13 protein-coding genes are annotated in these 21,958 nt (G+C 42.5%); 8 read left to right on the forward strand and 5 right to left on the reverse strand.

What is annotated here, in order from left to right; genetic code table 11:
* Positions 1-111: 111 nt before the first annotated feature.
* On the reverse strand, positions 112-1,566 hold the full coding sequence (locus tag BMX50_RS16425; protein ID WP_091211615.1) for an arginine deiminase family protein: 1,455 nt from the start codon (positions 1,564-1,566) through the stop codon (positions 112-114).
* A gap of 237 nt (positions 1,567-1,803) precedes the next feature.
* Between BMX50_RS16425 and BMX50_RS16430 the strand changes: the two genes are divergently transcribed.
* Positions 1,804-4,566, forward strand: a complete 2,763-nt coding sequence (locus BMX50_RS16430) for a hypothetical protein (protein ID WP_143065196.1) — start codon at positions 1,804-1,806, stop codon at positions 4,564-4,566.
* On the opposite strand, the gene BMX50_RS16435 is transcribed toward BMX50_RS16430, so the two are convergent.
* Together BMX50_RS16435 and BMX50_RS16440 are read right to left on the reverse strand one after the other, a co-directional pair.
* On the reverse strand, positions 4,556-4,870 hold the full coding sequence (locus BMX50_RS16435; protein ID WP_091211617.1) for a hypothetical protein: 315 nt from the start codon (positions 4,868-4,870) through the stop codon (positions 4,556-4,558). The genes BMX50_RS16430 and BMX50_RS16435 overlap by 11 nt on opposite strands.
* Before the next feature lie 66 nt (positions 4,871-4,936).
* Positions 4,937-5,710, reverse strand: a complete 774-nt coding sequence (locus BMX50_RS16440) for a helix-turn-helix domain-containing protein (RefSeq protein ID WP_091211618.1) — start codon at positions 5,708-5,710, stop codon at positions 4,937-4,939.
* A 162-nt stretch (positions 5,711-5,872) separates the two neighbouring features.
* Between BMX50_RS16440 and BMX50_RS16445 the strand changes: the two genes are divergently transcribed.
* The 6 genes from BMX50_RS16445 (at position 5,873) to BMX50_RS16470 (ending at position 18,638) form a co-directional block, all read left to right on the forward strand.
* Positions 5,873-8,017 carry a DUF5703 domain-containing protein gene (locus BMX50_RS16445; protein WP_091211619.1) on the forward strand — a complete coding sequence of 715 codons (2,145 nt, stop codon included), beginning with the start codon at positions 5,873-5,875 and terminating at the stop codon, positions 8,015-8,017.
* 3 nt (positions 8,018-8,020) lie between these two features.
* Positions 8,021-9,415, forward strand: a complete 1,395-nt coding sequence (locus BMX50_RS16450; RefSeq protein ID WP_091211620.1) for a GDSL-type esterase/lipase family protein — start codon at positions 8,021-8,023, stop codon at positions 9,413-9,415.
* Positions 9,416-9,630: 215 nt separating this feature from the next.
* A complete protein-coding gene (locus BMX50_RS16455) occupies positions 9,631-12,192 on the forward strand; it encodes a Kelch repeat-containing protein (protein ID WP_143065197.1) in 2,562 nt (853 codons plus the stop codon).
* A 368-nt stretch (positions 12,193-12,560) separates the two neighbouring features.
* The gene (locus tag BMX50_RS16460; protein ID WP_091211622.1) at positions 12,561-14,819 is read left to right on the forward strand and encodes a GH92 family glycosyl hydrolase; all 2,259 of its coding nucleotides are present in this window, start codon (positions 12,561-12,563) and stop codon (positions 14,817-14,819) included.
* A 39-nt stretch (positions 14,820-14,858) separates the two neighbouring features.
* Positions 14,859-16,118 carry a glycoside hydrolase family 99 protein gene (locus BMX50_RS16465; RefSeq protein ID WP_091211623.1) on the forward strand — a complete coding sequence of 420 codons (1,260 nt, stop codon included), beginning with the start codon at positions 14,859-14,861 and terminating at the stop codon, positions 16,116-16,118.
* Positions 16,119-16,376: 258 nt separating this feature from the next.
* A complete protein-coding gene (locus BMX50_RS16470; RefSeq protein ID WP_091211624.1) occupies positions 16,377-18,638 on the forward strand; it encodes a glycoside hydrolase family 3 N-terminal domain-containing protein in 2,262 nt (753 codons plus the stop codon).
* Between the two features lie 371 nt (positions 18,639-19,009).
* Here BMX50_RS16470 and BMX50_RS16475 read toward each other — a convergent pair whose 3' ends face one another.
* Both BMX50_RS16475 and BMX50_RS16480 read right to left on the reverse strand, forming a co-directional pair.
* Entirely contained in the window at positions 19,010-19,726 is a 717-nt protein-coding gene (locus BMX50_RS16475) for a ZIP family metal transporter (RefSeq protein WP_091211625.1), read from the reverse strand.
* Complete coding sequence (locus BMX50_RS16480) at positions 19,726-20,289, reverse strand: phosphatase PAP2 family protein (RefSeq protein ID WP_091211626.1); 564 nt, start codon at positions 20,287-20,289, stop codon at positions 19,726-19,728. The genes BMX50_RS16475 and BMX50_RS16480 overlap by 1 nt, the downstream gene beginning before the upstream one ends.
* 264 nt (positions 20,290-20,553) lie before the next feature.
* Here BMX50_RS16480 and glmM point away from each other — a divergent pair, with 264 nt between their 5' ends.
* Positions 20,554-21,945 (forward strand): phosphoglucosamine mutase, encoded by a 1,392-nt coding sequence (gene glmM, locus BMX50_RS16485; protein WP_091211627.1) that lies wholly within the window; start codon positions 20,554-20,556, stop codon positions 21,943-21,945.
* Positions 21,946-21,958: the final 13 nt, after the last annotated feature.

Genomic DNA, 21,958 nt, shown 5'->3' on the forward strand with positions numbered 1-21,958 from the left:
GGATTTTTGTTTGAACAGGATTTAGGATTTTGCTTTGAGCGGGATTTATAGAATACCTGAATTTTATTTATCTGATTTTCTAGTCAAATCCAATAAATCAGATAAATCCCTTTAATCCCGGTTCAGAATATTATCCCTTAATATCGGCATGCTCATACAATGGAAACCACCACGGGCACGGGAAAGTTCGGCCGAAGGCATTAATATTAATGTATCGGTCATGCTTTGCGGATCAAGTTCGTTATTCTCAAATTTTTGAAGCAGCTCGGCTACCCTGATCACATTAAAGCCGCCTTCTTTAAACGCTTCAACGGTTTTGTCATTACGGTCGTACCCAACAACCACGCCTTCTTTTAGTGCGAGGAGGTTACAGGAGTCTGTCCACTGTTCGCGGGCATCAAATGGGAAGGTGTTATTACCCGAATAGATGAATTTTGTTTTTACGCCGCTTTTGAGGTCGTTCTCACTAATATCAGTTAGCAGGTCTTCAATGCAGCCGAACAACCTTGGCTTTTCGTCTTTTTCAAATTGAACAATTTCCGGCCGTTCTTTTTGTTTTTTATCAGCAAACCATGATATCGGTTCTCGTTCCTCAATAGGCGCCTCGGCTTTAGCAAGCGAACGGAGCAGCACCCATGTATCACGTTTAACCTGCGTAAAAACAGTGTCGATATGCATATAATCACGCTTGTTCGGGATTTTTACGATGGTTACCTTTTTTACAACATTATGCTCAAATAATAGCCTGATGGCTTCATTGGCGCCGCTGACAGAAGTACGTTCGCTGCAACCAATCACCAAATGATCGGGACTAACCATCATAACATCACCGCCTTCTAAAGTGGTACGGCCTTCCGCGTCTTCGCCGGGGCGTAAAAAATGCTGTGCAGTTTCAGGGATTTCCAAAATATTATCGCGGTAGGCTTCAAACAGCGGATGGTTGAAAAGTATATACCGCATCAGCAACGTTTCGCGGAAGCGTGCCTTTTTTGCAGGTTTATTGAGCAGCATGTGGTTATTTACCGCTATGCCCAAATCCCTCGAAAAGATCAGATTCGGAATAGGGGCAAAGATCATCTCTTCGGTTGTTAACGAACCCGAAATAAAGATCTTGGCCAGTTCAGTTGGGTTGGTATCTGTAAGCTGCTGCTGCAAGCGATAATTACAGCTTTCAATGGCGCATACGGCAGCTACCAGTTTTTCACGGATATCTGGCTGCTGTAAAATATCAGCAAGCAGGGTTTGGATTTCGATAACTTTGTCCGAAGAGTAGAAGCCTGCATTATCTGGCTTAAAAAACGATCGGCGCGTGCCTTCATCATCAATTTGATCCAGCTTGCCTTTTATTTTGCCGGGGTCAAGAAAATAGAGCAGGAGTTTTACATAATAATCGTATTCATTCCTGCGCACGGTATCCAGGTGGATTATGTCTTCAAAAAGCCAGTCCTGAGCCTTTGAAGGCACAACTTTGCCCAAACCGCTATCCGGACTGTGAATAAGCAATGTGCGTAGTGTGCCAATTTCGGAGGTTACATCTATTTTAAAATCGGAGTTGGTTATTGTCATAAAGCACTATAATCGTAACACAAATCTATCAGAAATTAAATTACAAAGCAGGTAGCTGAAAGTAAATTTAGGGAATGCTTCAACACAGACAAAAGTTGTTATAATAAATATTCGTTGAAATTTATCTTATGAAAGCAGTGTAATTTGTTTTAATTTTATTTCTGTAGCCTAACCTCTTATTTCCTGCCTATGCCTAAGTCTGCCATATTGTATATTTTCAAGTGTTTATCATGTTGCATGTTAACACTCCTATGTTCAGTGCGCCTTTTCGGGCAGGAATCCCCAAGGTCATTTTTAAATAATATAATTTCAACAGCCGATACCGTTGCCAGAAGCAGGGCTATTGAAAAAATATATTTGCAAACCGATAAGCCAAACTATGAGGCTGGAGATACCATATGGTTTAAGGGTTATTTGCTTGAAGAACCCAGTTTGCACGCCGCTGGAAAAAGTGGTGTTTTGTATGTAGAGATAGCAAATGACAGCAACCGGGTAATGAAACGTGTTATGTTGCCGCTTTTTGCCGGACTCGCTTTTGGTAATATAACATTGAACGAAGAAGAGATACCCCAGGGAGGCTATTTTTTGCGGGCTTATACAAACTGGATGCGCAATTTTGGTGAATCATATGTTTTCAAAAAGCACCTTTACATAGGTAATACAGCCTACAACGATTGGCTGGTGAACTATAAAGCATCAACGCAAAAAAGTGCAGATAAGGAGAAAGTGCAGCTCAATTTGCGTGTTACTAAGTTTGATACCTTTCCCGTTGGCGTTCGTGAAATGCAACTACGCTTAACAGATGGTAAACGTACTTTGCTTAAAAACAACATGAGTACAGATCTTGACGGAACTATTGTTGCAAATTTTGACCTGTCCGAAAAGGCCAATGCCGCAAACTTGTCATTGGTAATGCAGGATTTGCGAAAAGGAGAAGAGAAACGCAGATTGATGATGCCCTTGATCCTTAACCGCCCCGATCGCATAGATTTACAATTTATGCCCGAAGGCGGTGAACTCGTAGGCGGACTGCCCGCCCGAATCGCTTTTAAAGCTCTAAATGAAGATGGGTACGGTATTAACATTTCGGGGAAAGTATATAACAGCAAACAACAGGAAGTTTCGGCTTTTACCGCAACACATAAAGGCATGGGGGTATTTAACCTGCTGCCGCAATGGGGCGAAGTTTATTCGGCAAAAATAAAATTGCCTGACGGCTCATTCAAGACATTCCTTTTGCCTGTTGTCAAAAACTCGGGTATTACACTGCAGGTTAATAACTCGTTAAATGCCGGTTCTGTGGAAGCCTTGTTGAACGCCACTCCAGATATTATTGCTGCCGGTAATATTTACTATCTATTAGGGCAGGCTCACGGTTTGATAACCTATGGCGCTTCGCTGCATTTTAAAAATGGAGGTGTTAAAATGCAGATAAATAAAAGCCTGTTTCCGGATGGTGTTATTCGTTTCCTGCTGATTGGGGCCGATAAAAAAATATTTAATGAACGGAAGGTGTTTATTGATCATAATGATAATCTTAAGATTAGTATCAACAGTAATAAAGCAGCATATGTCCAGCGCGATAGTGTTGCCCTTGATATTGAAGTTAAGGGGGTAAACGGCACACCGGTACAAGGCAGCTTTTCACTGGCCGTGACAGACAACGCGCAGGTGAAAACGGATAGCTTAGCTAATAATTCGATAAGAGGTTATATGCTCCTTACCTCAGAATTAAAAGGTACAATTGAAGAACCTGGCTATTATGAAGAGGCTGAAAACGAAGAAAGTAAATGGATACATTTGGATCAGTTACTTTTAACGCAGGGTTGGGTTGGATATGATTGGAAGGAGTTATGGCCATCTTCAACCTCAGCTGGTTATGCTGCCGAAAAGCAATTTTTGATAACCGGGCATGTAACCAATATGTTTAATAAGCCGGTTGCCAATTCGGGAATAACTTTGTATTCAAAAAAGCCACTGATAATTACTGATACAGTGACTAACAAACAGGGCGAGTTTGTTTTTAAAGACATCGTCCCGGGGGATACTGCTGTTTTTTTTATTCAGGCCAGGAATAAGAAAGGCAAAAGCTTTAACGTGGGTATTGAAATGGACGAATTTAAACCACCTGTATTCGCCGCTGTAAATGATAGGACAAAGCCATGGTTTCTGAATATTGATACCGACAACATGCTAAGGGTAAAAAAACAAATTAGCCTAAAAGATGAAATGGCTAAAATCACGGGCGGTAATGTGTTAAAGGAGGTAGTAATAAAAAATAAACGGATCATCAAAGATTCCAAAAACCTGAATGGGCCGGGTGAGGCAGACGTGATCATTGATGAAGAGGCACTTCAGAAGGCTGGGCGTACCTCGCTTGGCGATCTAATCACTAAAAATGTAAAAGGCTTTAATTTGTATACCGATAAAACCGGTTTATCTTATTACAGGCTAAATACTATGACATTGCATTTGATTATTGATGGTATGGATATTGAGTTTTTTAAGCCCGATGTCCTTTCTCCGTATTTATATTTTAAAGAGTATTTTGACTATTACGATGCTGAGGAGATTAAGGGCATAGAAGTTATGAAAAGTATGAGAAATACTTTTAGCTATACTCATCAATACATTAAAAATCCTATGGCAGAGCCAGATGAAAATGCATTTATTGAGATAACCACACGTGGCGGTCGCGGACCTTTTGTTAAAAAAGCTGTCGGGACTTATGTGTATCGTCCTATGCCTTTTTCTATGCCCATACAATTTTACACTCCTAAATATAAGCCGGCTTCAACGCCGGATATGACCGATATCCGGTCTACGATACACTGGGCGCCGCATATTGTTACTGATAAAGAAGGCAAAGCCAGGGTTAGCTTTTACACCGCCGATAATCCGGGAAGTTATACCTACATTATTGAAGGAACCGATCTCGAAGGCAACTTTGGCGTTAGGCGTGGCACCTTGGCTGTGAAAAAGAGTAACCTTAATCAGTAATTGCCTGATATGTGTTCCTTTCCATGCTGATGTGTAACCTTTGAAGCATGGCTTTCATATCAAAACCCTGTTGCTGATATAGCTGCTGAACAGCTTCTTTTGCTTTTTGTAAAACATATTCGTTTTCCCAAATGGCAGTTGTGATGCAAATTAGATTGCCTCGCTCGTCATGACGTTCATACGCCTTGTCTTCAACAAAGCCGTCGAGCTTTTTTATAAAATCCCGGTTGACCTTCATCCGTTCTTTAAATTCCTGTTGGGCAATTGCCGGAACAATAAATTGGTCAATAAATATCTGTTTCATGATTATCCTTGTTTTTCTTCAAAAATCAGGACAATTAAAACCTAATACTTGTAAAAAATCATTGATTTACCATGCCCGTGGTATTTTGAAGAAATCGGCAGGGCTTAAGCCTGTGAACAATTTAAATTCCTTATTAAAATGTGGCTGGTCAAAGTAACCCGCATTCAGGGCTACTTGTGTAAGGGAACCGTTTTGTGTCTTGTTATCAACTATCGATTTGATTTTAACAATACTCGCAAATTGTTTAGGAGAGGTGCCAACAACCCGCCTGAAGCGTTTTTCGAATGCGTCCTGGCTAAGGCAATGCGCATCGGCAAGTTCCCTGATCCTGATCTGCCCTTTAGATAACCGGATTTTTTGCAGGGCTGATATGATCAGTTGATCCTGCTTGTAAGTTTGAACATGTTGAACCAGAAATCGCTCAACGATAGCTACCCGTTGTTGATTTCCATCTACTTGCGCAAGCTGTTCCTGAAGTAAGGTTAATTTATCCGGAGCGATGAAATTATCGAGCGGCACACTCGCCTCAAATAATTCATGAAGAGGGTGCTTAAAAAAGGCTGCTGCTCCGGCTGCTTTAAATAAGATAAGCATGTTACTTGTAGCGGAACCGTAGTTAATTAACCTGGGCGATTTCTTCAATCCGGTGATGAGCGAGGAGGGAAGTTGATTGGTGTTTAACCCGGTAACATCACTGATATTTCCGCCGTACCTGATAGCCATAACCAATGCTGTATCTGGTAAAATGCGATTGGTAAGTTCTTCTGTTGTTTCAACAAAAACGTACTGCCTTATAAATGGCTTCAATATTTCGCCCGGTGCAAAGCGTTCAATATGCATTTAACTAAGATACAAGAATTTGTTTGTCAGATGCTTTTCACAATCGATTGTAATAATTTTTTGCAGTTAATGCTTTTTTAATCTTTTATTAAGTTGCAGTAATTTATTTGCATCATCAATTAACCGATAAATGCAGGTGTACATCATCTGTTAAATAAACCTATGAATACAAAAAAAGTTGGGTTAACACTCACAACGCTGCTCCTTGCCTTTACTACTACACTATGCCGGGCGCAATCTGCAGTTAACACGCAATTGGATCATTACAATGTTGAATGGGATACACCCGGCCCAACGTCGGCACAGTCGATGCCCTTAGGAAACGGAGATATCGGCCTGAATGTGTGGTTCGAGAAAAATGGTGATCTGGTTTTTTACATTAGCAAAACAGATGCTTGGGGTGGCGAGCTTGATGCCGAAAAGGACGACTGGATGAAGCAGGGTGGGGTACTGATGAAACTTGGAGCAATAAGAGTATCGGTAAACCCCGGTACTTTAAAAAACAACGAGCCATTTAAACAGATCTTAAAACTCCGCAGTGGCGAAATCCAGGCACAGTTAGGGGAAGGAAAATCTGCCGTACAATACAGGATCTGGGTTGATGCAAACCATCCGGTTATCAGGGTAGAAACCAAAAGTATCAGCGCTGCTACAGTTAATGTAAAGCTCGAAAATTGGCGCGCTGGTAAAACAGATACGGTGCTGAACAGACAAAAAAACCGGATAGCCTGGTATCACCATAATTCGCCAACTACCGATGCACATCTGGCTAATCTAACTTTTGGGGCGATAATTAAAGGGGAGGGGTTATCCAACCAGGATGACATTACCCTAAAGTCGGGCAAAGTAACCTCTCAGGTAATTTCTATTTATCCATTAACAGCCATAGCCGGAAGCGGGAGCCAATGGCTTGGCAAACTGGAGCCCAAAGTAAATACTATTGATGAGTTAAACCTTGAACAAACGCGTTTAGCTCATCAAAAATGGTGGCAGCAATTCTGGAGCCGGAGCAATGTATTTGTGACCGGCGATGATCTGGCCGAGAAAGTTACACAGGGATACATTCTGCAACGTTTTGTTACCGCTTGCGCGGGAAGGGGGGCTTATCCCATTAAGTTCAATGGCTCCATTTTCGTAGTAGATGCCCCGGCGAAAAATGCCAATGCCGATTACCGGTCATGGGGCGGACAGTATTGGTTTCAAAATACCCGGCCTATGTACTGGCCGCGCCTTATGGCCGGCGATTTTGATATGATGTTGCCGCTGTTCAGGATGTATGCCAATATTTTACCGGCCAATGCCAAACAGGTTAATGGATTTTATAAACATAACGGTGCTTACTTTGCCGAAACAGCCCCTTTTTGGGGTGGCTTAAACTACATGGGGCCCGAAGTTAAGGCCAATTACACCAATCACTATTTTACCCCTATACTGGAACTAAGCATGATGATGCTTGATTATTACGAATACACCGGCGATACCGGTTTTGCCAAAAAAATGCTGCTGCCGGTTGCTAAGGCCGGGTTACAGTTTTTTGACGAACATTTCAAGCGCGATAGTACAGGTAAGCTCCTGCTCGATCCTGATAATTCGATAGAAATGTTTTGGAAGGTTCATAACCCTGCGCCGGATATTGCCGGATTACATGCCGTAATAAGCCGGATGATAGCCCTGCCGCCAACCATTGCAGATGAGCAGACAAAACAGCACTGGCGCAAATTCTACGATGAATTGCCGCCATTGCCAACTGCCAATCATGATGGCAAAACCGTTTTGCTGCCATATACCGGCCCGCAAACCGCTAAATCATTCAATAGTGAAAATCCGGAGTTGTATGCTATTTATCCGTTCAGACTTTATGGTTTAGGTAAGCCCGGTTTGGATGTGGCTGTTAATACCTTCAATGCCCGTAAACAACGTTCTAAAGGCTGTTGGGTGCAGGATCCGATACAGGCTGCTATGATTGGCGATGCCGAAGTGGCTAAGGATTATACCAGCTTCGCCCTAACCCGAAAAGATGCGGGCCTGAAATTCCCAGCGTTTTGGGATAAAGGTAATGATTATATGCCCGATGAAGATAACGGCGGGAACGGCGAAAATGGCCTGCAATTAATGCTGATGCAGGTAGAAGGCAAAAAGATCATGCTGTTGCCTGCGTGGCCCGCAGGCTGGAACGCCGATTTTAAATTGAATGCACCTTACAAAACCACGGTTGAAGGTAAAGTGGTTGGCGGAAAGCTTACTAATCTGAAAGTTACGCCTGCAAGCCGCCTTGCTGATGTTATCGATATGACTAAAAAACGCTAAATCATGAAAAGGATACTGATTATACTGATAGCTTTTTGCCTGATCAACGGCGCGAATGCGATAACAAGGATAACCTGCACAGGCGCAAGTATTACCTATGGAGCTACCTTGCCCGATCCTGCTACGCAATCATATCCGGCAGAACTGCAAAGGCTTTTGGGTAAAAACTATTCGGTTAGCAACTTTGGGGTAAGCAGCGCTACGCTTTTGCGCAAAGGTGATCTTTCTTATTGGAACACCAAGGCCTATCAACAGGCCCTGCAAAGCAAACCCGATGTGGTGTTTATTGACCTGGGAGGTAACGATGCCAAGCTTGTGAACCGGGTACATCTGGATGAATATGAAAAAGATTATCACGACCTGATCCGGTCATTTGCTCAATTGCCTTCGCATCCGCGTATTGTGTTGTTGTTGCCTATTCCATCTTTTCAGGCTGATACTAATCAGATATATGATAAGGTGATTGTTAACAACATCATTCCCAAACTTAGAAACGTAGCCTATGACGAACATTTAGAGGTGATTGATATGCGCTCCATGTTTGTTAATCGCGAAAGCTGGATGCCCGATAAGATCCACCCCAATTTGGAGGGTACTGCCATGACCGCCAAAAGGTTATATGATGCGGTTGTGCAGCCCCGCGATAGCAACTACGATGTTTTTAGCAGCATGAACCAGCAGTTTAAGGAAAGCAATTTTTACGGCTACCCTTGTGCCGAATTTACTTTTGATAACCGCGATTGTAAAGTTGTAAAGCCAAAATGGGCTGCTAAAGGCCATCCTTGGGTATGGCGTGCGCGCTTTTGGGGACATGAACCGCAGACCGATATCGCGCTTTTAGAGCGGGGCTTCCACATTGTTTATTGCGACGTGGCGGAGCTATTGGGTAATAACGAAGCAATAGGTTACTGGAACGATTTTTATAAAATGCTTACCAAAGCCGGCCTGGGTAAAAAGGCTGTGCTTGAGGGCATGAGCAGGGGAGGCATTTACATATACAATTGGGCGGCTGCCAATCCTGATAAAGTAGCCTGCACCTATGCCGATAATGCCTTGCTCGATTTGAAGTACTGGCCCGATTCGGCTATTTTAAAAAAGGACTTCAATTTAACTTCCTTGAATCAAATAAGCACATTGAAAGCAAGCCCAATTGATAAAGTACCGCAAATTGTGAAAGGGAAGTTCCCTATGCTGCATCTTTCGGCAGATGATGATGAGGCTGTTGATCCTTCAAAAAATACCTTGTTATTTGAGCAAAAGGTGAAAGCGCTTGGAGGTTCAATCACGGTAATTCATAAGCCGGGCTTTAAGCATCATCCACACAGTTTACCTAATCCAACACCCATTGTTGAATTTATTTTGAAAGCAACCGGTTACGAAATTCCGCTTCCAAATTAATATTAAATTGTATTGTACACTAAGTATAAGTTCACTAAATGATTGAAGCTTAAATAGCTTTGTGAAGCGTAGGATTATAATGTCATAATCCTTGAAACTAAACTGTATTTATCGTAATTTTAGCCAATCGAGCCAATTAAAAAGCACTGGATTGGGGCCTAATTATAAATACCGGGCGGTACGTGAGTTGTAATGCTTTGGGTGTACTTATCAACATGAGATTTTTTTTACCGGGGATAATTGTTACTGTTTTATTGAATTTTCTGTTCATGTCGCCCGCTCGTGCGCAATCGTACGGGTTGGGGTTCTATAGTCATGAGGTTGTACAGGATAAACGTACCGGGCTGGATCTTGCGCTGAAAAACCTATCGCCTAAAGATAAATTTGAGGTTTCTTTTGATCTGTCTTTTTTACCTAACAGGGTTATTTATTTCGGTTATATTTTACGGCTGATAGGTGACGATAATCAAAACGTCGACTTAGTGTATGATAACCAGGCTAATACCAGGCATTTTAAGATCATTGTTGGCGAACGTCTTTCAAAAATATCTTTCAATATTGATGATAAACTGCTTTTTGAACACTGGAATAATTTAAAGATCCAGATTGATTATAAAAACGATAAGATATCCGTTGTGTCTGGTAATCAGTCTTTAAGTGAAACGGGTATTCATTTAAAAGCAAGTTCAAACTATAAGCTGCTATTTGGTGCTAATGCTTATAAGCAGTTTCAAACTACAGATGTACCGCCGTTTAAATTGCGCGATGTACGCGTACTACAAAATACAGAGCAAATAGCTAACTGGCCTCTTAATGAGTGGGATGGGAGCGTAGCCAACGAAATCGAGAACAAAAACAATGGTTCGGTTAATAACCCGCTTTGGATTAAGGCCCGTCACCGCAACTGGCAGCTGGAAAAGGAGTTTACGGTTCCGGGAGATGCCAGTTTAGCTTTTGATGCTGCAAACGAGGACGTATTTGTCATCACGGCTGATTCATTGGTTACCTATTCCATCAACAAAATACCTCAGTTAAAAAGCAAAGCATACAGTTCCGGTCGGCAAAAGCTTGTTCCTGGCGACCAGGCATTATATGCTAATAACAAGCTGTACTACCTGTTTATGGATCAAACAGCCGTTGGAACGTTTGATTTTGTTACCGGCAAATGGGATAAAGGTTATACTAATATTGCAACTAATAACGGGCATCTTAATAAGTTTTTTAACAAAACCGATACAGCCATTTATACCATAGGCGGCTACGGGCAGTTGATTTATAAAGACAGCGTTCGCAGGTTTAGCCTGAACACTAAACAATGGGAAAAGGTAAAATTTAAAGGGGATACTTTTACTCCTCGTTATTTGGCCGGGTTAGGAGCTAATGCAACCGGCGATACCGTTTATGTAATTGGCGGTTATGGTAGTGCGTCGGGCCAGCAGATCGTGAACCCGCGTAACCTGTATGATATGGTTCGCTATACGGTTAAGGACCGAAGCTTTAAAAAGCTTTTCAATATCGATGTAAAAGGCGAGGATTTTGTTTTCGCTAATTCGCTTGTCATCAACTCAAAAGACAAAAGTTATTACGGCTTGATTTTCCCGCAACATAAATTTAACTCAAGCCTGCAGCTTATAAAAGGCTCGTTAGATAGGTCTGCCTACGAAATGGTTGGCGATACCATCCCGTTTCAATTCCACGATGTAAGCGCCTATGCCGATTTGTATTATCTACCGCATAGCGCAAAATTTTTATCGGTAACGCTGTTTAAAGAAAATGACCATACCCGTGTCAAGGTTTACTCACTGCTTAGTCCGCCCGAGCCAATTGCTATCAATATTTTGTCAGAGAGCCATATCGGTTATTTGCTATGGATAGTTGGCGGTTGTGTTGTAGGTTTAGGAATATGGGTGGTTGTTATTAACCGCCGCAAAAAAGCCGCTTTACAAACGCTGCCGGAGCCTCAAAAAGTTGTAGCTGAAATAACACCTGTTAATGAAACGCAGGAACTGGTTGCATCCGAGACTAAAGAGGAAAATGAAAGCCGCCTGCATGCCAATAAAAATGGCATATTTTTATTTGGCGATCTGCAATTGTTTACACCCGACGGTAACGAGATCACCAAGTACTTTACGCCTTTATTGAAAGAGTTGTTTCTGGTAATCCTCATGTATTCGGTGAAGTTTGACAGGGGAGTGAGTTCTGAAAAGTTAAATGAGATACTTTGGTTTGATAAATCAGAGAAAAGCGCACGCAATAACCGTTCAGTGAACATAGCCAAGTTAAAATCACTGTTGGATAAAATGGGCCATTGTCACTTGTCAAAAGATACCGGCTACTGGAAAATAGAGATAGATTATAACGAAATTCAAGTTGATTATCATAATTACCTCAATATTGTATCTAACAAAAGTAAACTCAATAAACAGAGAATAATCCAGCTTACATATATCACCCAGCGGGGGAATTTCCTGTCGAATATTGAGTACGAATGGCTCGACGTTTTCAAGTCGGAAGTGTCTAATGAGATCACCGACTCATACATCCAGTTTGCTAATTCGATAAAGGTTACTGATGATCCTGAATTTTTGATCAAACTGGCAAATGATATTTTTTATTTTGACCCGGTAAATGAGGAGGCCATGATATTGAAGTGCAAATCGCTGGCGCATATCGGTAAGCACTCTTTAGCAAAAAACACGTTCGAGAATTTTAACAAGGAATATAAAGCAATTTACGGCGAAGCTTTTGAACGCGATTTTCATTCAATTCTTGAATAAATCTGTTACAATAGATGTTTATTGGAGTAATTAATCAATTTTTAATGATTAATTAAGTTGTACAAGCAATTTTGGGGTTATTACCAGTTAATCAATTTGATAAACACGAAGCACCTACGGAGCCTTACGTCGGACTACCTTTTGCTATAAACACGAAACTCCTACGGAGTTAAAAAAATCCAACTCCGTAGGAGTTTCGTGTTTATAGAAGATCATGTAAAGAGAATATTAAGGCTCCGTAGGTGCCTCGTGTCGGCGATGTCAAAGGTGATTTTTCTGGGAGTATTGCCAATTAATAAATCTGGCGCTTGTATTTTTACAGAGTCAGCATAAAACGTTAATCAGTATATCAATATAAATTAATATCCATGTTAAGCCCACTTCCCAGGTTGTTTAAACCACTGATTTTATCCACGGTACTCGGTATTAGTAGTTTGTGTGTCAGTGTGACAGTATCTGCTCAAACAAAAGACGAAGGCGCCCTTCAATACATCGATCCGCATATTGGTAATGTGGGAGCGCTGCTTGAGCCAACCCGCCCAACAACGCATCTACCTAACCAGATGATCAGGATGCTGCCTGTACGTCATGATTATATTGACGATCAGATCTCCAGCTTTCCGCTCAATGTGGTATCGCACCGTTTGGGAGAGGTGTTTTCGGTTAAGCCGGATAATAACACAATTACCCCTGCTTCGTGGAATGAAAGAATGACCTATGATCATGATCTGGAAGTTACCCGTCCGTGGTATTATTCAACTTTCCTGATTGATAAGGACATCACCGTAGAGTTCGCGCCGGGTAAAAAGGTTGGGGATTATAAATTTACTTTTCCGGCTAAAAGTGCTGCTAAAAGCATTTTGTTTGGATTGTATAACGATGGCGCAGCTAATTTTACGTTTACCGGTGGGAATGAATTAACCGGTTTTGAAACCTATCATGACGATATCAAAGTTTATGTATACGGTAAGTTTAATGCTAAAGGTACCACTGGCACAGTAAAAGATAATGCCCTGGTTAAACAAAGCACCGCCGATGGGAAAGACCTTAAATCATACATTACATTTGCCGCCGGTACTCCGGATGTAATTGAGTTTAAATACGCCATTTCATACGTAAGCCCTCAACAGGCTAAACAAAACTTTAACGATGAATTTGGCAGTGCCGATTTTGAAACACTCAAGCAGGCAGCCAAAGCAACATGGGCAAAAGTGGTTGGTCAAATTGAAACCGAAGGCGGTACTGTGGCACAACGCCGCTCGTTTTATACTGCTTTGTATCGTTGTAACGAGCGTATGGTTGATATTAACGAGGATGGCCACTATTACAGCGGTTACGACAAAAAAGTACACGAAAGTAGTCGCCCGTTTTATGTTGATGATTGGGTTTGGGATACTTATTTGGCCCTGCACCCGCTCCACACTATCCTGAACCCTAAGCTGGAGTCGGATATGCTGAACTCGTATGTTAACCAGTACGAGCAAAGCGGCTGGATGCCAACTTTTCCTGTATTATTTGGTGATAACCCTTGTATGAATGGCTTTCACTCTACAGTAATGTTTTTGGATGATTACCGCAAAGGCATCCGCGGTTTTGATGTAGACAAGGCCTATGAAGGGATCCTGAAAAATGCCAACGAAGCCACCATGCTGCCATGGGAAAATGGCCCCAAATGCGAACTGGATGACTTTTACCATACCAACGGATATTTTCCTGCTTTGAAAAAAGGCGAGAAAGAAACTGTAAGCCTGGTACATGGTTTTGAAAAACGCCAGGCTGTAGCGGTTACTCTTGGTGGTAGTTATGACGATTGGGCTGTTGGTCAGTTAGCAGGTGAGCTGAAAAAAACAAGTGATGAGCAAACCTTTGCCAAACGCGCGCTTAACTATAAAAACCTTTGGAATAATGATAAGCAAATGTTTATCCCTAAAGACAAAGACGGTAACTGGATTGATATCGATCCTAAGTTTGATGGCGGCTTAGGTGGTCGCGAGTTTTATGACGAAAACAACGGCTGGACTTACCTGTGGCAGGTACAGCATGATATTCCCGGTCTGGCAAACCTGATGGGGGGCCAGGATAAATTCCAGGCACGCCTGGATCAACTGTTCCGCGAAAGTCTCGACCGCAGTAAATACCAGTTTTGGGCAAAATTTCCTGATGCTACGGGCTTAGTTGGCCAATATTCGATGGGTAACGAGCCGAGTTTCCATATACCGTATTTGTACAATTTCGCAGGCGCACCATGGAAAACACAAAAACGTGTAAGGTTCCTGCTTGATGTTTGGTATAAGGATAACATCTTTGGGATTCCAGGAGATGAGGATGGCGGTGGTATGTCGGCCTTTGTGGTGTTCTCGTCAATGGGTTTTTATCCTATTACGCCCGGCAAACCTGTTTATACCATAGGGAGCCCGGTGTTCAGCAAGGTTACCATTAACCTGCAAAATGGCAAGCAGTTTAAACTGGTAGCTAACAATTGCTCGGTAGTAAACAAATATATCCAAAGCGCTAAATTTAACGGTCAGGTGCTTAACATACCGCTTTTTACCCATGAGCAACTTATGGCCGGCGGTACGCTTGAATTGGAAATGGGACCTAAACCAAATAAAAACTGGGGCATCTGATCTAAGCAAAAAATCAACACATATTAAAATTCTATCCTGATGAAAAAACACGTTTTTAGCATCTTGCTGCTACTGCTGTGCGCCGTTGCCAACGCGCAGCTAAGGCACAGTAAAACATCGGCATTTAAAAGTTATAAAGGTTTGGTTATGGCCGGTTACCAGGGCTGGTTCAATGCGGCTGGCGATGGCGGCAACCGCTGGTGGAACCACTATGTTTCGCATGGTAAGTTTGAGCCGGGTTATACCAATATCGACCTGTGGCCCGATGTGAGCGAATATCCTAAAACCTATAAATCGCCGTTTAAACTGGCCGATGGCAGTGATGCTTACCTATACAGTTCATATGATGCTTCGTCAACCGAAACCCATTTTAAATGGATGCAGCAATACGGTGTAGATGGTGTTTTTGTACAGCGTTTTATTGGCGATGTGCAACGTGGTGCGGGTAAACATCATAATGATGTGGTTTTAGGTAATGCGCTCAAATATGCGCAGAAATATCACAGGGCAATTACAGTAATGTATGATCTGTCGGGCATGAACGCGGGAGGCGATTCGCTGGTGATCAAGGATTGGAAACATCTTATCGATAGCATGAAAGTTACCAACCGGGGTAATAATCAAACCTGGCTGTATCACAATGGCAAACCACTGGTTGCTATATGGGGGATAGGTTTTAATGACCATCGCCGTTATGGTTTAACTGAAGGTGAAAAGATCATTGATTTTTTAAAGAATGACCCGGTTTATGGTGGTTGCGCTATATTGCTCGGCGTGCCAACCTACTGGCGGGATTTTGGTAACGACACCGAAAATGATCCGCATCTGCATGATCTGCTGCGTAAGGTTGATATTGTTCACCCCTGGTTTGTAGGCCGTTTTAATGAAGAGGCGTATCCTGCCTTTCAGAACCGTATTGCCGAGGATATTGCCTGGTGTAAAGAAAATAAGGTTGATTATGTACCTACAGTTTTTCCAGGCTTTAGCTGGCACAATATGAACCCGCGGGCCAAACAAAACCAGATTCCGCGCAACCGAGGCCACTTTTATTGGAAACAGATAAACGGTGCCATCAACAGCGGCGCCGAAATGTTGTATGTAGCTATGTTTGACGAAGTTGACGAAGGAACGGCTATCCTTAAAGTATCAAAAAATCCACCGGTAGGCTTAAGCACTTTTGTTACATTTGAGGACGATATTCCAAATGATTATTACTTATATTTAACCGGTTATGCAGCCAAAATGTTGCGTAAGCAAGTGCCTTTGACAGCCGATGTGCCTCCACCGGTAAAAAAATAGCGTTATAAAGCGGCACTGTTGTTTTTTGTAGAGACGCATAATTGCGTCTCCCGAAGGACATGCCGATTTAAACAGCTTTCTAAGCCCTTTCATCAAATTTAATTAACATTAATGGCAGATTGCCCCTGCTGTTAATGTTTTATTAATCACTTATTATTTTTCGCGCATAGTTTTAGCTTCTGACAAACCGGGACGGATTGGTTTGTTCAAATAAACAATCGATTGTCCCGGCATTAATAACATACCAATTATAAATTTATGAAGCAAAAGAACGCCTATGTATCGGTTCTTTTAGTAACGATTTTATGTTCATTTAATACCCCTAAACCTATTGCTAAGCCTCCATACAAGGATGCATCGCTGCCGGTTGAAAAGCGCGTTGCCGATTTACTTGGCCGGATGACAACTACCGAGAAGATCCGTCAGCTGGATATGTACTGGGGGCACGAGGTAGCCAATATGCAGGGCCATGACGCGGTTTCCATGTCGGATAGTGCAAAAATCAATATCGGCACCGAAGGTATTGGCTCTGTTCATGACCTGTATCCTTTAACCGCCGACGTAAGCAATCAGATCCAACGCTATGCTGTTGAGAAAACACGCTTGGGTATCCCGGTACTTTTTATTGAAGAAGGGCTACATGGTTATGAAGGTTTGGGCAGCACAACCTTCCCGAGCCCGATGGCGCTTGCCGGCGCCTGGGATACCACGAATGTGCATAAGGCTGGCCGTATCATAGCAACGGAGATGCGTGCTCATGGTGTAGCTATGGTATTAGGCCCGGTACTTTGCCTCCCGCGCGACCCGCGCTGGGGTCGGGTTGAAGAAACCTACGGCGAAGATCCTTTTCTATCGGCAGCTAATGGTGTGGCCATGGTAAAAGGCTTGCAGGGTAGTAAGCTGAGTGATCATAATACCGTTTTATCTGAACCAAAACACTTTGCCGTACACGGGATCCCTGAGGCAGGCAGTAATACTGCTCCGGTTAATATGGGTGAGAGGGAAGCCCGGTCGTCTTTTTTATATGTATTTGAGAAAGCTGTTAAAGAAGGTGGCGCCATGGGTATGATGGCCGCTTACAGCGAAATTGATGGTATTCCCTGTGTAGATAATAAATGGTTACTGAAAGATGTGCTGCGCGGTGAATGGGGTTTTAAAGGTTTTGTTTTGTCTGACCTGGGCGCCATCAAAATGTCGCTCAATAACCACCAGATAGCAACAGACGCGGCGGATGCACTTGCCCAAACCTTTACTGCCGGGATGGATATGCAGTTTTATGATTTTCCGCATGTGCCTTTCCATGCGGCTATGAATAAAGCACTGGCAAGCAAAAAACTATCCATGGCAGATCTGAATCGGGCGGTGTCAAACGTGTTGCGGGCAAAGTTTATGCTGGGTTTATTCGATCATCCTTATATTGATATCGATCTGCTGAAAAAAGTAAATCATACCGAAGAGAGCCGTGCGATTGCCTTGAAATTGGCACAGGAGGGTATCTGTCTGCTGAAAAATGAAAATAACATACTGCCACTTGGGCCCGATGTGCATTCTGTGGCGGTTGTCGGGCCGTTGGCCGAAAGCACATACCTGGGTGGTTATGCTAATAAAATGGGTAAGGGCGTAGCGATATTGGATGCCTTGAAGCAGAAAGCCGGTAATAACCTGAATATCAAATTTGAAATAGGTTATACATCGGATACATCAACCATAAAACAAAACGAATACCTTGAAAAGGCTGTAAGTACAGTTAAGCAATCGGATGTTGCAGTGGTTGTTTTGGGCGAGGATATCAACGAAGTAGGCGAGGGTAAAGACCGCGCCAATCTCGACCTCAACAAACAGCAAAGCCGTCTGATTGAAGCCGTTTATAAAACCGGGAAGCCAACGGTAGTGGTGCTGTTTAACGGCAGACCGCTATGCATTAACTGGGTCGCCAAAAAAATCCCTGCTATTATAGAATCATGGTTTTTAGGCGAAACGGGCGGATTCGCTATCGCCGACGTGTTATTGGGTAAAGTAAATCCCTCTGGTAAACTACCGATGACCTTTCCGCGGTCGGTAGGACAGGTTCCTTTTTATTATGATCATAAGCCAACCTCAAGACACGTATATGTTGATCAGGATACTTCGGCGCTGTTTCCATTTGGGCACGGCTTAAGTTATACCTCATTTGAATATTCAAACCTGAAAATTGCTCAACCGCAGATTCCGCTTAATGGTTCCGCAAACGTTAGCGTTAATATTAAAAACACTGGTAAAGTTGAGGGGGAAGAAGTAGTGCAGCTTTATTTACGCGATGTAATAGCCAGTGTAACTACTCCTGTAAAATCACTCAAAGGGTTTAAACGAATTAGCCTTAAACCCGGCGAGAGTGGTACTGTTCAGTTTAAGATAGATAACAAGGAGCTGATGCTTTGGAACCGCCAGATGAAACAGGTTGTTGAGCCTGGTGAATTTAAGGTGATGATAGGCAGTTCATCTGAAGATATCAGGCTTGGAGGAAGCTTTTATGTGAAATAATTAGATGTGCAAATTTCAGATGCGCAGATGTTTGGAGTTGGCATAACTACAATATTCCGGAGCATTCCAAACATGAATCCGGTGTTTAGTTGATGATTACCATAATATTTGGTAACCGGTGCGCCTGGGGTGAGATACAGGCGCGCCTTTTTTATTATATATAAATAGGGATAACAAAAAGCCGGGGTAGTGCGATTCCCCTCTAGAGAGGGGCGGAGGGGTGTGTTTAATGGTTTAGAAGGCATACCGATGAAACACACCTCAGCATTCGCTCGTATTCCACCGCCCCCCCCCTCTCAAGAGGGGATTTTAAAACGTCAATTATTTAGACTCTGTCTTGACGGTAACTCCCCCTTTAGGGGGCCGGGGGGCTACAACTCCTTCAAAAATCCCAGCAATGCAATAGCAACACCGGCCAGCACTGCCATCATCTTACGCATATTAAAACGATGATCGGCGCTTGATTCAAAAAGTATCGTGGTTGAAATATGCAGGAAGATCCCGATAACTACGCCCATGATTCTGTTAAAATAATGCTGCAGATTGCCGATGTTTCCGCTGCTTAGTGCATCACTGAAAAAATATCCGGCAGGAGCCATTATCGCAAAGATGGCAACAAAGAAAATAGTTTTGTTTTTGCCCTGTTTGTTGGTGAGCAAAACTGTAGCTAATGCAAAAGCGGCAGGAATATGATGCAGGGCAATGCCGTAAACCAATTGATCCTGGTTGCCCTGGGCAAGTGGCATGCCTTCTAAAAACGCATGCAGACAAAGGCTGGCCATAATGCCGATAGGGAAAACCGCCAAGTCATGCGGATGTTTGTGCATGTGGCCATGTTCAATCCCGTCCGAAAATTGTTCAAGTACTATCTGAAACAAGAAGCCGATTAATATGAATACACCTACATAGTTATCATTGCCATGATAAGCATCGGGTATTAGGTGTAAAACAGTAATACCAAATAGATAAGCGCCGCTGAATGATAGCACCAGTTTCAGCGTTTTGTGATTATCGCCCTTAAATAAAAATACAGAAGTACCGCCAAAAAAGGCAGCAAAAAACAGCAGCAGAATTTTCCAGTATCCCATTAAAAGGCAGGTTGTAATTTTTTAAACAATAATGAAAGCAGCCATCCCACAAGAGCACCATATAGAGCACCACACAATACATCTATCGGGAAGTGTACACCAACGTATACCTGGGCAAAGCAGATACTCCCTGCCCACAAAATGGCCCAAAGCCAGATCCATTTCCACTTACGGCCAAATACAAAACATAAAAATATGGCCATGGCAAAATGATCAGAGGCATGGGTGGACGGAAAACTGTAGCCGCTACCACAGGGTACGCGACTGATGTCGGTAACTGATACTATCGGATCACGGCAGGGGCGGAGGCGTTGTACAGTATGTTTTATGAGAACGCCGCTGCTAAAATCAGCTACACCTGCTGATGCTGCCAATAGTAAAATAATGATAGCGCCAATTTTTCTGTATCGCCATAAACAAAAAGCGATAATGAAAATATAAAGCGGGATCCAGAATTTGGGATTGCGCAGCAAAGGCATTATCCAGTCGAAAAACGAATTGGACAGGTCGTGGTTAATGAAATAAAATAAATGCCGGTCGAGATTTAAAAGGTAGTCGGGCATTGTTTTTACTATAGGTGTTTGTTTACTTAATTTTCAAAGTTATTAAATCGGTTAAAAAAACCTTGCGAGTTTTAATACTTAGGTCGTGTATTATCCCGTTAAGCATAAAATAATGCGTTGGAATGACAATTGAAACAGCGATATTCAGTGGCAACAAACAATAAACTAACTACAACCTTGTGTGCAAGCGTTTGCGCAATTACTTAAAACAATATCATTTGTATCTTATATTTTTTACTTTTACCACACCAAAAACATCGCATTTTGACTTTAATTAAATCTATTTCAGGTATACGCGGCACAATAGGTGGCGCTGTTGGCGACGGTTTAACCCCGCTTGATATTGTAAAATTTACTTCGGCCTACGGTTCATGGGCTGTAAAGAAATCAGGGATTAAAAAGATTGTAGTTGGCCGTGATGCCCGTTTATCGGGTGCCATGGTAAATAACCTGGTTATTGGTACACTACAGGGTTTGGGTATTGATGTTGTTGATCTTGGTTTATCAACCACACCAACTGTTGAGGTTGCTGTTACCGGCGAAAAGGCTGCTGGGGGTATTATCCTTACTGCAAGTCATAACCCAAAACAATGGAATGCCCTTAAGCTCCTGAATGCCAATGGTGAGTTTATAAGTGATGCCGATGGCAAAGAGGTACTTGAAATTGCCGAGAACAGTGATTTTAAATATGCCGATGTAAATGATCTGGGTAAAGTTACCCACGATGATACCTGGCTACAAAAACATGTTGACCTTGTATTGGCGTTGCCGTTGGTTGATGTTGAAGCCATCAAAAAAGCCGACTTTAAAATAGTAATAGATTGTGTAAACTCTACAGGCGGTATTTTTGTGCCTGCCTTGTTGAAAGCTTTAGGTGTTGAAACCGTTCATGAATTATATTGTGAACCAGATGGAAATTTTCCTCACAATCCAGAACCGCTTCCCGAAAACCTGATTGCATTATCAAAAGAAGTGGTAAGCAAACGCGCAGATTTAGGTATAGCTGTTGATCCTGATGTTGACCGTCTTTGTTTTGTTTGTGAAGATGGCAACATGTTTGGCGAAGAATATACCCTTGTTGCTGTAGCCGACTATGTATTAAAAAACAATGTAGGCAATACTGTTTCTAATCTTTCATCAACCCGTGCACTGCGCGATGTTACTGAAAAAGCAGGCGGCGAATACCATGCAGCTGCGGTAGGAGAGGTGAACGTTGTAAACCAGATGAAAGCAGTTAACGCTATCATTGGCGGTGAAGGCAACGGTGGTGTTATTTATCCCGAGTCACATTACGGTCGTGACGCTTTAGTTGGTATTGCGTTGTTTTTAACCCATTTGGCAAAATACGGCAAGTCGGTTTCAAGTTTGCGTGCGTCATATCCGGGTTATTTTATTTCAAAAAACAAGATCACTTTAACGCCCGAAATGGACATAGACGCCCTTTTGAGCAAGGTAGAACAGAAATACAGCAAACAGCCGCACTCAACAATTGACGGCTTAAAAATAGAATTTGATAAAGAATGGGTACATTTGCGGAGGTCAAACACCGAGCCCATTATCAGGATCTACTCCGAAGGCAATTCTGAAACCGTGGCAAACGGTTTGGCCAATAAGATCATCGCTGATATTAAGGAGATCTTACAACTGAAAGGTTAATTTTTACTGGTAT

This window comes from Mucilaginibacter gossypiicola (assembly GCF_900110105.1).
Classification (GTDB): Bacteria; Bacteroidota; Bacteroidia; order Sphingobacteriales; family Sphingobacteriaceae; genus Mucilaginibacter; species Mucilaginibacter gossypiicola.

What these genes read in the sequence shown, in the direction of transcription:
- BMX50_RS16445 (WP_091211619.1), top strand. Translation starts at nt 5,873, where the DNA reads ATGAATACAAAAAAAGTTGGGTTAACACTCACAACGCTGCTCCTTGCC.
- BMX50_RS16455 (WP_143065197.1), top strand. Translation starts at nt 9,631, where the DNA reads ATGAGATTTTTTTTACCGGGGATAATTGTTACTGTTTTATTGAATTTT.
- BMX50_RS16480 (WP_091211626.1), bottom strand. Translation starts at nt 20,289, where the DNA reads ATGCCCGACTACCTTTTAAATCTCGACCGGCATTTATTTTATTTCATT.
- BMX50_RS16460 (WP_091211622.1), top strand. Translation starts at nt 12,561, where the DNA reads ATGTTAAGCCCACTTCCCAGGTTGTTTAAACCACTGATTTTATCCACG.
- BMX50_RS16465 (WP_091211623.1), top strand. Translation starts at nt 14,859, where the DNA reads ATGAAAAAACACGTTTTTAGCATCTTGCTGCTACTGCTGTGCGCCGTT.
- BMX50_RS16450 (WP_091211620.1), top strand. Translation starts at nt 8,021, where the DNA reads ATGAAAAGGATACTGATTATACTGATAGCTTTTTGCCTGATCAACGGC.
- BMX50_RS16470 (WP_091211624.1), top strand. Translation starts at nt 16,377, where the DNA reads ATGAAGCAAAAGAACGCCTATGTATCGGTTCTTTTAGTAACGATTTTA.
- BMX50_RS16440 (WP_091211618.1), bottom strand. Translation starts at nt 5,710, where the DNA reads ATGCATATTGAACGCTTTGCACCGGGCGAAATATTGAAGCCATTTATA.
- BMX50_RS16475 (WP_091211625.1), bottom strand. Translation starts at nt 19,726, where the DNA reads ATGGGATACTGGAAAATTCTGCTGCTGTTTTTTGCTGCCTTTTTTGGC.
- BMX50_RS16435 (WP_091211617.1), bottom strand. Translation starts at nt 4,870, where the DNA reads ATGAAACAGATATTTATTGACCAATTTATTGTTCCGGCAATTGCCCAA.
- BMX50_RS16425 (WP_091211615.1), bottom strand. Translation starts at nt 1,566, where the DNA reads ATGACAATAACCAACTCCGATTTTAAAATAGATGTAACCTCCGAAATT.
- BMX50_RS16430 (WP_143065196.1), top strand. Translation starts at nt 1,804, where the DNA reads ATGTTAACACTCCTATGTTCAGTGCGCCTTTTCGGGCAGGAATCCCCA.